We start from the raw sequence: 12,638 nt of genomic DNA on the forward strand, positions 1-12,638 counted from the left end.
ATATTTATCAAAAGAGCCCTGGTTTAGAAAGCAATAATTAGGGTATTAATTAAATAAGTGTTCTAACCCATAAGCCTTGATAAGTTCGTGAAATAGTTTTTCTGATTTTTTTGCTGTCTCCCTATCGGTGATTCGTGATAGTTCTATTAACATTTTATGCCTACCTTGATCGTCAAATGGATCCACGGAATGATTTTGTAAGTAGGATATAATCTGCTGAGCCTGTAAACGAGTAATAATAACACCATTTTGCTTACTGTAATGGAGCAGTTCTTCCGTTGAAAGCTGCTTCATTTTTTTGATGGCCAAATCTTTAATAAATTTTGACATTTCCATACTCCTCTAAAATGAATACTGATTTACTATATGCAAAACCAATTAAAAAATTTACTTGTTCAGTAAACTAAAGGAGGTAATTATGGATCAACAACATTCACAATTATTTAAACAACTTATTGTATTTATATGTATTAGTACTATATTTACCGTTATATCTTATTCGTACTTACAAGAAAATAACCAATTAGATTCTAGAAACAACCATCTTGAAGCAGAGAATCAAAAATTAACATTAGAAAATGATTATTTAGATTCAGATCAGTTACTTGATGCAAAAAAAAATAGTTATTACTCATGGACTTATGTAAATAAACAAGCTAATAAATTGGTTAAAGATAGTAATGGCAAGTTTAAAAAGTCCTGGGCTATATATTTAGTTCAGGAGGCTGAATCATTTGATATAAGCCCATATATAGCTTACGAACTATTTAGAGTTGAAACAGGTAATACGTTTGATCCTAATCTCGTGGGCCCTGAAACTAAATATGGTAAAGCGTATGGAATGGGGCAAATTATGAAGAATACAGCACCTTGGATTGCTGAGATGTCTGGGATACCATATAATGAAGAATTATTATTCAATCCATACTATTCCATTCATTTAACGTTCGTATATTTGGATTTTCTTCATAAACAATATGGCAATTGGGATAAAGCGCTAACTGCATACCATCGTGGCATAGGAGGATTAAAAAACTATCTTGATAAAAATGGACATGCCAAAAGCTGGTATGCGCTTGAAATTAAGAATAATGCTGAAGATTATAAGCAATTTACAAATGCAAAATGATGGTTACCATCAACTACCATCATTATAATCATCAAGTTCTCCATAAACTATGAACGCACCTCATTTAAAGGAAAGAGAGGTCTTGAATATGGATGAGTTTACCCGTCGAAACAATGTGGAAGATGATCTGAACAAGAAGCAACAACCAGAAACACGTGATATGGACATGGTTGGAACAAATTTAAGCGGACAGCCACCTGTTGAATCAGAAGATGTACCAGAAACCCCAGCTGCAAACAGTAGAAGGGATGATGAAGAATTTGCTGCTGAAATGACAGCAGATGATATAGGCGACACAGTTAAAAATGAAGAAGATACCGAAGGCACTCAAGCAAACAGTGCTTTTGGATGGATGGCTTTAGCACTATCCATTATTTCATTCTTTATCATGCCAATAATTCTTGGAGGAGCCGGGATAATAGTAGGTTTTATAGCAAGAAACCGGGATGCAGAAACACTTGGTAACACTGCAATAATTGCAGGTGCAGCTTCAATTCTTATTACACTTTTTGTTCTTCCATATGTTTAGAAAAGAGAGGCTGATTAATTATCAGCCTCTTTTTCATATATTGGAAATGAGTAAAATTCGTTAGGTTGTAATTTTTTAGGGTCTACGGTGGGGTTTAAAACTTTAAAGTCTGCTACAATTTTAGTAACATCTAAATTATTAGTTAGTTGTGGATTTATTTTTTCAACTATTGTAAGAAGTGTATCTCCATGATGAACTTTCACTTCCATTACTGATATATTTTTGGTATTTGTTACATATTCTTCTTGTGGTTGCTTAGTTTTATTTATTGATGTGAGAGTTGTTCCAATACTTAAATCTTTATATATACTTATAAAAAATAATGCAATTAAAATATATATAAAAGTTTTTAAAATATTATTCATTTTTTTACCCCTCTTTTGAAACAATTTATATCATTAATACGTACAATAATTGACGGAAAAAGGAGGCTTGTACATGGATATTTTTTCATTAGATTGGATAGGCTTCATTATCACTGGATTTGGGACTTTATTTCTTATCGGTGAAATGCTGGTCAATATGCGTGGATTTTTCGGACTTATGGGGTTAGGGTTTATAACTGTATATTTTGCAGTTTATCTGGAAACAGGCTCCTTTATTATTATGCTTATTGTTTATTTACTTGGATTATTACTTATTATTATTGATGGTAAAGTAATTAATGATGGTACTCTTGCAACAATTGGTTTAGCTTGTATGCTTACAGCTGTAGCATTAACTGCACCAAATCTCTATGCAGGCATGTACGCAGTTATTGGCGTTCTTTTAGGTGGATTTTCATCATTATTCTTCTTGAAAGTATTTAAACGGCGGGATATGTGGTCAAAACTAACGTTAGTAGATCAATTAACTAAAGAAGCAGGGTATAACTCGATGAATGAGGAATATGAACAGTTATTGAATGAAGAAGGTAAAACAGTAAGCAACCTCCGCCCAGTTGGTACGGTTCGAATTAAAAACAAAAACTACAGCGCTATTTCAAATGGTCAATGGATCCCCGAGAATACCAAGATAAAGGTAGTAGATGTGGATGGGACCAGAATTCTTGTTGAAAATACAAATAATGAATAAAAAGGTAATACTCATTGAATCGACTTGGTTCATGGGTGTTATTTTTTTTATATACAAAGATAAAATTATTGTAAATCAATTTGTCGTTATTGAAGGCTCTACCAAAGCAATTTCATTATTAGAACCATTGATTGATAAACCAATTTTTCTACGTTTAAGAATGAAAAGCCTTAAGTTAGGGTAGTTAATAAGTATAGTATTATTTTTAGCATACATATGAATGTAAATTTTATGTAAAGTTTTAAATAATTACTTTACAAACGGTGAATTTATCTTTAATAATGGACAAGGTATGTGACAGTTTTCAACAGGATTCGAAGGGTGGTATAATGTTTGGATATTGATGTACAGAAAATGATATTTGAGTTTATTGGTGGTTTGGGAATATTCTTATTAGGTATTAAGTATATGGGTGAGGGTCTGCAGAAAACAGCAGGCAATCGACTACGAGATATACTTGATAAGTTCACTAGTAACCCTTTCCTAGGTGTATTAGCAGGTATAATTGTTACTATCTTAATACAAAGTAGCTCTGGTACAACGGTCTTAACAGTCGGGTTGGTTAATGCAGGCTTTATGACTCTTAGACAAGCTATTGGTGTTATAATGGGCGCAAATATTGGTACCACTGTGACTGCATTCATCATAGGTATAGATTTAGGTGCCTATGCACTACCAATAATAGCTGTTGGTTGTTTCCTTTTGTTTTTCTTTAAAAATCAAAAAGTTAACAACATTGGACAAACCGTATTTGGTTTTGGTTCCTTGTTCTTTGGTTTAGAGTTAATGAGCAGCGGGATGTCACCATTACGTAGCCTGGAGGCATTTCAGGAATTAACTTTAAATATGAGTTCCAATCCTATTTTAGGCGTTATAATAGGAACATTGTTCACAGTAATTGTGCAAAGTTCAAGTGCTACAATAGGTATACTGCAAGGGTTGTTTTCTGAAGGAGCAATTGAATTGAAGGCGGCAGTACCAGTTTTATTTGGTGATAATGTTGGTACAACTATTACGGCTGTTCTTGCGTCAATCGGAGCAAGTGTAGCAGCAAAACGTGCAGCTTATGTACATGTAATTTTTAACTTGGCAGGTACAACTGTATTTCTTGTTCTTTTGGGGCTTTTTACTCAATATGTTTTATATTTGCAGTCAAGTTTAGGTTTGAATCCAGAGATGACTATTGCCTTTGCACATGGTAGCTTTAACTTAGTAAACACAATAGTGCAATTTCCATTTATTGGTGCTTTAGCCTGGATTGTAACCAAAATTATTCCAGGAGACGATACCATTGTCGAATATAAACCAAAACATTTAGACCCTATATTTATCCAACAATCTTCTACTTTAGCGTTAGATCAGGCAAAATCAGAAGTGATTCGCATGGGAGAATATGCATATAAAGGACTTGAAGAAACAAACTTATATTTGACAACACAAAGCCAGAAACATTCAGAAATGGCAATGCAAATAGAAGGTGCGCTTAATAACCTGGATCAAAGAATTACGGATTATTTAATTGAATTATCTGGAGAGTCCATGTCTGAACTGGAGAGCGCGAAACACACAGCGTTAATAGACTCTGTTCGTGATATTGAACGAATTGGGGATCACTTTGAGAACATCATCGAGTTAATTGATTATAAAATTTCAAATAAAGTTTACTTGACAGAACAAGCTGAAGAAGATTTAAATAATATGTTTGATTTAACTATATTAACAGTCAAACAAGCAATAAAAGCTCTTGATCAAATGGACCGCGAGGAAGCACTTGCGGTAGTACAAAAAGAGGACGAAATAGACAAGATGGAACGTACTTACCGGAAGAAGCATATCATTCGTATGAATGAAGGCTTATGCAGTGGTTCAGCCGGAATAGTATTTGTCGACATAATTAGTAATCTGGAACGAATTGGTGATCACGCAGTTAATATCGCTGAGGAAGTATTAGGTGAGTAATATTTGAGGAGGTGCATATGCACCTCTTTATTTTTATTGAAAACCTCTCAATAAAATGCTATAGTGTATAATGGTGCTTCTAATTGGTGCTTCTTCATAAGATTTTCATACATAAATAAAAATTATCGTCTAAGTTATTGACAGATTCTGTCGTACATGGTAAATTATATTTCGTCGCTAATTAATTTCAAATCAATTTTCAACACGAAGAGCACGAAAAATAAGGTTGTAACACCTTGATAATTTACTTAAGATTATTCCACAGTAGCTCAGCGGTAGAGCAATCGGCTGTTAACCGATCGGTCGTAGGTTCGATTCCTACCTGTGGAGCCATATGGCGGTGTAGCTCAGCTGGCGAGAGCGTACGGTTCATACCCGTGAGGTCGGGGGTTCGATCCCCTCCGCCGCTACCATAAACTATATATTAATGGCGGTCGTGGCGAAGTGGTTAACGCACCGGATTGTGGCTCCGGCATTCGTGGGTTCAATCCCCACCGGTCGCCCCATTAAGATACTTAGAGAGGACCCTTAGCTCAGCTGGTTAGAGCTATCGGCTCATAACCGATCGGTCGCAGGTTCGAGTCCTGCAGGGTCCACCATTAAAACTCGGAGGAATACCCAAGTCTGGCTGAAGGGATCGGTCTTGAAAACCGACAGGGGTGTCAAAGCCCGCGGGGGTTCGAATCCCTCTTCCTCCTCCATACATATTTAAAACGGCACTAATTATTAAATCTAAAACCTCATATGGCTCTGTAGCTCAGTCGGTAGAGCAAAGGACTGAAAATCCTTGTGTCGGCGGTTCGATTCCGTCCGGAGCCATCCTTAAACAAGCAAATCGCTTGTTTTTTTGTTTAGCTACGAAATTTAAGTGTTGTGGTAACTGTGCTTCTAAATCGTCCACGTCCAGCGCCTAGTGAACTTTGCTCCCCATGTCTACGATAAGAAATAAAGGATGTTCGACTAAAATCACCACATCCTGTGACAACGTCGACCCACCCGAAGCGATGAGCGAATTCCATACGCCGCTGAACAGGCACTTACGCTTTTTTTCTTTCTCAGAATATATGTTTCATATGCAAAAATCCGGGAATAATTTAATGTGGATTATTTTCACTATCCACACTGTAAAAATATGCATATAATTTGCATGTGTGTGATAGCTTTGATAATCTTTATTTTAAAGGGTGAATATTCAAACCTTTTAATAACATAATTATTAAAGGAGGAAATTATAATGGCTAAATTTGAACTACCAGAACTACCTTATGCATACGATGCTTTAGAACCTACAATCGATAAAGAAACGATGAACATTCACCACACGAAGCATCATAATACTTATGTAACAAAATTAAACGGTGCTTTAGATGGACACGCAGACCTTCAGGATAAATCAATTGAAGACCTTGTGAGCAATCTTGATGCAGTACCTGAAAATATCCGCACCGCTGTTCGAAACAATGGTGGCGGCCATGCAAACCATAGCTTATTCTGGAAAGTTATGTCACCTAATGGTGGTGGCGAGCCTTCTGGTGAATTAGCTGATAAATTAAAAGCTAAATTTGGCAGCTTTGATAAGTTTAAAGAAGAATTTGAAACAGCTGCAAAAGGCCGTTTCGGTTCCGGCTGGGCATGGCTAGTAGTAAACAATGGTGAGCTTGAAGTAACTAGTACTCCAAACCAGGACACACCGTTATCGGATGGCAAAACGCCAGTCTTAGGGCTTGATGTTTGGGAGCACGCATATTACCTTAAATATCAAAACAAGCGTCCTGATTACGCTTCTGCTTTTTGGAATGTAGTAAATTGGGATGAAGTAGCTAAAAATTATAACAACGCTAAGTAATTAATTAGTCTTTAAAAGACACGGGAGCACAATTCCCGTGTCTTTTTTGTAGTTAAAAAAGAATAAATACTTTCTTACTGATAAGTACAACCAAGGATTATCTATATTAAGGCTTGCACTCCAAAGTATAAGGGTTCTAAGAAAACAATATAACCTTTCATAAGGCCAAGTTTACTAATGTAATTAAATTGCATATCTAACACCTATTTGCTCAAACTATAAACGATAAAAAGGAGCAAAAGATATGCATAAAATCTTTCAAAATATAGCAGGAAAAGTAGATATAAACAGGGATCTCATTTTTTTGCTGGTAATAGGGGGCCTTTATTCGTTAGGAATATTTCTCTCTAATACATTCGTCAATATATATTTATGGAAGCAATCCGGTGATTACATTACAATTGCTATGTATAACTTAGGAATATATTTATTCCAGCCAATCACTTTTATTTTGGCAGGGAAAATAGCTAAAAAGGTTGACCGGGTTATTGTGCTGCGATTAGGGGTAATATTTTTATCTCTATTTTTTTTGAGTGTGTTAATTATTGCCGAGAAGGCTGCAACCTATAACTTTTTATTGGGCGGTTTATTGGGTATAGGTTTTGGGTTCTACTGGTTAGCATTTAATGTACTTACATTTGAAATTACAGAACCAGAATCAAGAGATTTTTTCAATGGGTTTCTAGGCATCCTCCAATCTTTTAGTGGTATGATTGGTCCGTTGTTAGCTGGTACGATTATAGCAAACATGGAAGCAAATATTGGGTATACTACGATCTTTACAATTTCTTTCTGTTTGTTTATTGGTGCAGTTGGATGCAGTTTTATCTTAAAACGTCGTCAGGCAGAAGGTGCTTTTCATTTTAAACGGGTATTAGCTGAGAGAAGACATAATAATAATTGGAGAAAAATCCTTAATGCGCATGTCTTTCAAGGTTTGCGTGAAGGGATATTCCTGTTTGTTATTGCAATCTGGGTATTCATTACAACTCAGAGTGAATTTGCGTTAGGGATGTTTAACTTATTCCTATCTGGTCTCTCTTTTATTTTCTACTTTATTGTAACGAAGTGGATTAAACCATCTATGCGAAAAAAGGCAATACTTACAGGTGGATTAATTTTATATTTTTCTATCTACATTATTCTGTTCAGTATAAGTTATATCCAACTTATTATTTATGCTGCAATAATAGGTATTGCATATCCGATTATTAATGTACCTTATGTTTCCATGACATATGATGTTATCGGTAAAGCGTGGAAGGCAAAAGACTTTCGAGTTGAATATATTGTCGTACGAGAACTATTTGTCAATTCCGGGAGAGTAACAGCTATAGTTATCTTCATGCTAGCTATTACGTTATTTGACGCAGAAAAAATAATTCCGTTTTTATTAGTAGCATTTGGGCTTGGACATTTAATAATTTATGTATTTGTTAAAGATATTTATTTAGGCAGTCCACGTAAAAAAGAGGTCATGATTAAGGAACAATTGACAGATGAAAAAAATCGTTAATATCTGTTAGAATTTAAAGAGATAAATGCTATAATAGGTTGAGATAATTTTATATATAAGGGGGAGAAACCGAAGCATGGTTCAAAAAAAGAAAAAGAAAAAGTCTCAACTTCCCTTTCGTTTAAATATACTATTTTTTATTGTCTTTTTATTGTTTTCAGTTTTAATTTTGCAGCTAGGTGTCGTGCAGATATTGAATGGGGAAGAATTCCAGGCAGAAATCGATAAAACTGAAAATGATTATACAGAAATACCGGTGCCTCGGGGGAAAATGTATGATCGAAACCATAATTTAATTGTTGATAATAACCCATTATATTCAATTACTTATACACCTGCTAAAGGTATTCAAGCAAAAGACAGGTTGAATGTGGCCGAGAAATTAGCTACATATATATCAATGGATCCACATGAAGATAAAGATGGGAATCGGGATTATGGTGTTTCAACACGTAATAAAAAAGAGTATTGGTATTTGAATAATACGGAAGAAGCTAGATCTCGATTAACGGATAAAGAAATAGAAGAAATGGATAATGCTGAAGAATATAATACGATGCTTGACCGAATAAAAGAGGAGGAAATCAAGGGTTACTCTGAAAAGCAGCTTGAAATAATGGCCATTAAAAAAGAAATGGATAAGGCGATGACATTAACGCCACAAGTTATTAAGAACGAAAATGTAACACCAAAAGAATTTGCACGTGTGGCTGAACATTTAGATGTTTTACCAGGGGTCAACGCTACTACCGATTGGGATCGGGAAAAACCATACGGGAAAACTTTTAGTAACTTTATAGGCACCATAACATCTCAGTCACAAGGGATTTTAGCTGAGAAGGAAGAGTATTACCTTACAAGAGGCTATAGCAGAAATGATCGAGTTGGCAGAAGTGGATTAGAAGAGCAGTATGAGAATATTTTAAGAGGCCGAAAGGAAAAAATTCAATATACAACGAATAAAAGCGGGAAAGTCGTTGAATCTGAAGTAGTAGTTGAAGGTCAACGCGGTAAAGACCTAATCCTGACCATTGATATGGAACTTCAAGAAGAGTTAAATAAGATATTACGTAAAGAACTGAAAACGGCTATACAAAAAGCTCCTGCTAAGAATAAATATTTGGAAGATGCTCTTGCTGTTGTAATGAACCCGCAAACAGGTGAATTGTTGGCTGTTGCTGGACAACACTATAACAGGGATGACAATGAATTTGAAAATGCTGGACTGAAATCCTTGTACGCTGGTCATCCACCAGGGTCCGCTGTCAAAGGTGCAACAGTGCTATCAGGCTATGAATCAGGTGTTATTGAGCCTGGACAAAGGTTTTATGATGCGCCAATAAAAATTGCCGGAACGCCTGAAAAAAGTTCGTATAGCAACCTACAGTGGGTTAATGATCTGGATGCATTGAGACAGTCATCCAACGTATATATGTTTTATATTGCAATGCGTATGGGTGGCGACTTCAATTATCAGCGAAATGATAAGCTAAAATTCGACCCTGCAGCATTTCAGGAAATGCGCAATTACTTCAGCCAATTTGGACTTGGAGTGAAAACAGGCGTTGATTTTCCATATGAATCAACAGGTTATAAGGGTCCAAATCCTCAGGCGGGTAATTTATTAGACTTTGCAATTGGTCAGTATGATACGTATACAACACTGCAGCTAGCGCAATATGTTTCTACCATTGCTAATGATGGCTATCGTGTTCAGCCACATTTTATGAAAGAAATAAGGATGCCCGTTCCCCATGAAGATGAATTGGGATCGGTTTATCAAAGTAAGAATACAAATTTTTTAAACAAAATTGTAATGGATGATAATTATATTGAGCGTGTTCAAGAAGGATTCCGTCAAGTATATCAAGAGCCCGGCGGAACAGCAGCTGGCAATTTTGCAGATAAAGATTATCGAGCAGCTGGGAAAACTGGTACTGCCGAGTATACAATCTTTCATGAAAATGGATCTTCCACGGATACGGAAAATCATAGCCTTGTTGGTTATGCTCCATATGACAATCCGGAAGTCGCCTTTGCAGTTGTTGTTCCACATGCAGGTATTCCAAATGCACATCCAACAAGTAAATTAATTGGAGAACAGATTTTAGATACCTATTTTGATTTGCAAGAAGAAGAAACAGAAGAAGAATAGCCTTTTTATCACTAAAAGCCTAAACCTTTATTAATAAGGTTTGGGCTTTTTTAGCAGTTAAGAAATCAAAAATTCTTTCTTACTGCATAAGTGCAAACCAGGCTTTCGCCATTATGGTCTGGCGTTAAGCCAAATTCCCTAAATTATAACTCATAACTACACTCGTATGTCGACGTGAAGAAGTGTCATTTAAAATTTTAACTTTTAATGACACTTTTTCTGTTTCAGATTCGATTGTAATAGTGAATAGAAAAATTGATTTCTGTTAATCTACTAACTTTACATTATTTTTACAACTAATTAATGGGGAGTTAACACTGGTGAGATATGATTGCATTGTAGGAGAGGGAATAAATTTTTTCCTTTCCTAACAAACTACCATAATTAGGGGGATTAAAATGAAATCAAAGTCTTTAATCTTAACATTAGGAATGTCATTACTATTAGTATTGTTAGCCGCATGCGGTAATGCAGAAGGCAGTGAGAATAACGGTGACGGAGAAGAAAGTACAAAAGAAATAATGGTTGATGGATCGTCTACCGTGTTCCCAATTATGGAAGCTGTTGCTGAGGAATACCAGGCAGCGAACCCGGAGGCAAGAGTAAATATAGGGGTTTCCGGAAGCGGTGGCGGTTTTGAAAAGTTTATCGCAGGTGAGACGCATATTTCAAATGCTTCCCGCCCTATCAAAGAAGATGAAAAAGCACTACTTGAGGAAAATGGAATTGAGTATACGGAAATTGAAGTCGCTCTTGATGGATTATCAATTGTAGTAAACAAAGAAAATGATTGGGTAGACCAGTTAACAGTCGAAGAACTGACTAAAATGTGGAGTGAAGATGGTGGAGTAAAGACTTGGGCTGATGTACGAGAGGGCTGGCCTGAAAAAGAGATCAAATTCTATAGCCCAGGAGCAGATTCTGGAACATTTGATTATTTCAGTGAAGTTGTATTAGGAGATGCGCAAATTCGTCAGGACGCTTCTTTATCAGAAGATGATAATGTCCTTGTTCAGGGAGTTACTGGATCACTGAATGGTATCAGTTACTTTGGATATGCTTATTACGCGGAAAACAAAGATAATTTGAAGGTAGTACCAATTGTGAACAGTGATGGGGAAGCAGTAACACCGAGTCAGGAAACAATTCAGTCAGGTGAATATAATCCATTCTCCAGACCACTGTTTATCTATGTGAAAAATGAAGCATTACAAAACGATTCAGTATATGAATTCACCAAATATACACTCGAAAACGCTGGTGAGATGGCAAAAGCTGTAGGTTACGTCGCTAAACCGGAAAGTAAATATGAAGAAGCCTTACAAAAGATCGATGAACTAGCAGGTAAATAATCTAAATCACACAATAAGGTTGCGGGAATAAAACATGCGAGGGAAGTTAAATCAGAACATGCTTCTCCTCACTTTCCTGCATCTTAAGATAGTTTAAGGTTATTGCTATTGTCAGACAGCAACAAAACGTTTTTATAGAGGAGTATTTATATGGCAGTTAACGTTAAAGACATGATGAAGAAAAATAAATCAAATCGTTTCTTGCTTCGCTTTTCAGAAAAGGCAGCACCAACGATTTTCTTGCTGTGTGCAATAATATCTGTACTGACTACAATTGGCATCACACTTACGTTATTAGTGGAAACTATCACTTTCTTTAACCGTGTATCTTTTATTGATTTCATAACAGGAACGAAATGGTGGCCATTTGGAGAAAACCCGAGTTTTGGAATTCTTCCATTAATATCAGGAACGCTATTAATCACTGTTATTGCAATGGCTGTTGCGATTCCGATTGGTCTTGCCTCAGCAATTTATCTAAGCGAATTTGCTTCACCAAATATACGCAAAATCGTTAAACCTATCTTGGAAGTATTGGCCGGTATTCCCACAATTGTATATGGTTTTTTTGCTTTGACTTTTGTTACACCTATGCTTCAAAACGTCATTCCAAGTTTACCAATTTTTAATGCGTTGAGTCCCGGAATTGTTGTAGGGGTAATGATTATTCCGATGATTGCATCTTTATCTGAAGATGCAATGAGTTCTGTCCCCAATGAAATGAGGGATGGAGCTTTGGCTATGGGATCAACAAGACTGGAAGTAGCGTTAAAGGTGGTAGTCCCAGCTGCTTTATCTGGAATCATTGCTTCATTTGTATTAGGTATATCACGCGCTATTGGCGAGACGATGATTGTAGCTGTCGCAGCTGGAGCAACACCAAAGCTTTCATTAGATGTTACGGAGTCTATTCAGACCATGACAGGTTATATTGTTCAGGTAAGTTTAGGTGATGCGTCTTATGGATCGACCACATACTACAGTATTTATGCGGTTGGAATGACGTTGTTTGTTTTCACGTTATTAATGAATCTGTTGTCGCAATATATCTCCCGTCGTTTCAAGGAGGAATACTAAT

The 12,638-nt window shown here is 36.1% G+C and carries 11 protein-coding genes and 6 tRNA genes; 15 read left to right on the forward strand and 2 right to left on the reverse strand.

The window, feature by feature from the left end; all coding sequences use genetic code 11:
- Positions 1–45: 45 nt before the first annotated feature.
- Complete coding sequence (locus BLS02_RS08295) at positions 46–330, reverse strand: DUF2624 family protein (RefSeq protein ID WP_092492545.1); 285 nt, start codon at positions 328–330, stop codon at positions 46–48.
- 88 nt (positions 331–418) lie between these two features.
- Between BLS02_RS08295 and BLS02_RS08300 the strand changes: the two genes are divergently transcribed.
- Both BLS02_RS08300 and BLS02_RS08305 read left to right on the forward strand, forming a co-directional pair.
- Positions 419–1,129, forward strand: coding sequence for a lytic transglycosylase domain-containing protein (locus BLS02_RS08300; protein ID WP_092492546.1), 711 nt, complete (start codon positions 419–421; stop codon positions 1,127–1,129).
- A gap of 88 nt (positions 1,130–1,217) precedes the next feature.
- Positions 1,218–1,658 (forward strand): MATE family efflux transporter, encoded by a 441-nt coding sequence (locus tag BLS02_RS08305; protein WP_092492547.1) that lies wholly within the window; start codon positions 1,218–1,220, stop codon positions 1,656–1,658.
- A 14-nt stretch (positions 1,659–1,672) separates the two neighbouring features.
- Here the strand turns inward: BLS02_RS08305 and BLS02_RS08310 are convergent, their stop codons facing one another.
- Positions 1,673–2,023 (reverse strand): hypothetical protein, encoded by a 351-nt coding sequence (locus BLS02_RS08310; RefSeq protein WP_092492548.1) that lies wholly within the window; start codon positions 2,021–2,023, stop codon positions 1,673–1,675.
- Positions 2,024–2,096: 73 nt separating this feature from the next.
- Between BLS02_RS08310 and BLS02_RS08315 the strand changes: the two genes are divergently transcribed.
- The 13 genes from BLS02_RS08315 (at position 2,097) to pstC (ending at position 12,637) form a co-directional block, all read left to right on the forward strand.
- The gene (locus BLS02_RS08315; RefSeq protein WP_092492549.1) at positions 2,097–2,732 is read left to right on the forward strand and encodes an NfeD family protein; all 636 of its coding nucleotides are present in this window, start codon (positions 2,097–2,099) and stop codon (positions 2,730–2,732) included.
- 333 nt (positions 2,733–3,065) lie between these two features.
- Positions 3,066–4,691: a Na/Pi cotransporter family protein gene (locus BLS02_RS08325; RefSeq protein ID WP_092492551.1), complete on the forward strand. Its 1,626-nt coding sequence runs from the start codon at positions 3,066–3,068 to the stop codon at positions 4,689–4,691.
- 258 nt (positions 4,692–4,949) lie between these two features.
- Positions 4,950–5,024, forward strand: a tRNA-Asn gene (locus BLS02_RS08330).
- Positions 5,025–5,027: 3 nt separating this feature from the next.
- A tRNA-Met gene (locus tag BLS02_RS08335) sits at positions 5,028–5,104 on the forward strand.
- 17 nt (positions 5,105–5,121) lie between these two features.
- Positions 5,122–5,197, forward strand: a tRNA-His gene (locus BLS02_RS08340).
- 16 nt (positions 5,198–5,213) lie between these two features.
- Positions 5,214–5,290 (forward strand) — tRNA-Ile (locus BLS02_RS08345).
- Positions 5,291–5,299: 9 nt separating this feature from the next.
- Positions 5,300–5,392, forward strand: a tRNA-Ser gene (locus tag BLS02_RS08350).
- Positions 5,393–5,437: 45 nt separating this feature from the next.
- Positions 5,438–5,510: transfer RNA gene (locus BLS02_RS08355), tRNA-Phe, on the forward strand.
- 415 nt (positions 5,511–5,925) lie between these two features.
- Positions 5,926–6,537 carry a superoxide dismutase gene (locus tag BLS02_RS08360; protein WP_092492552.1) on the forward strand — a complete coding sequence of 204 codons (612 nt, stop codon included), beginning with the start codon at positions 5,926–5,928 and terminating at the stop codon, positions 6,535–6,537.
- A 244-nt stretch (positions 6,538–6,781) separates the two neighbouring features.
- A complete protein-coding gene (locus BLS02_RS08365) occupies positions 6,782–8,053 on the forward strand; it encodes an MFS transporter (RefSeq protein ID WP_092492553.1) in 1,272 nt (423 codons plus the stop codon).
- A gap of 76 nt (positions 8,054–8,129) precedes the next feature.
- Positions 8,130–10,208: a peptidoglycan D,D-transpeptidase FtsI family protein gene (locus BLS02_RS08370; RefSeq protein ID WP_092492554.1), complete on the forward strand. Its 2,079-nt coding sequence runs from the start codon at positions 8,130–8,132 to the stop codon at positions 10,206–10,208.
- Positions 10,209–10,606: 398 nt separating this feature from the next.
- Positions 10,607–11,560, forward strand: coding sequence for a PstS family phosphate ABC transporter substrate-binding protein (locus BLS02_RS08375; protein WP_092492555.1), 954 nt, complete (start codon positions 10,607–10,609; stop codon positions 11,558–11,560).
- 150 nt (positions 11,561–11,710) lie between these two features.
- Complete coding sequence (gene pstC / locus BLS02_RS08380) at positions 11,711–12,637, forward strand: phosphate ABC transporter permease subunit PstC (RefSeq protein ID WP_092492556.1); 927 nt, start codon at positions 11,711–11,713, stop codon at positions 12,635–12,637.
- Position 12,638: the final 1 nt, after the last annotated feature.

The organism is Virgibacillus salinus, assembly GCF_900102415.1.
Classification (GTDB): domain Bacteria; phylum Bacillota; class Bacilli; order Bacillales; family Amphibacillaceae; genus Lentibacillus; species Lentibacillus subterraneus.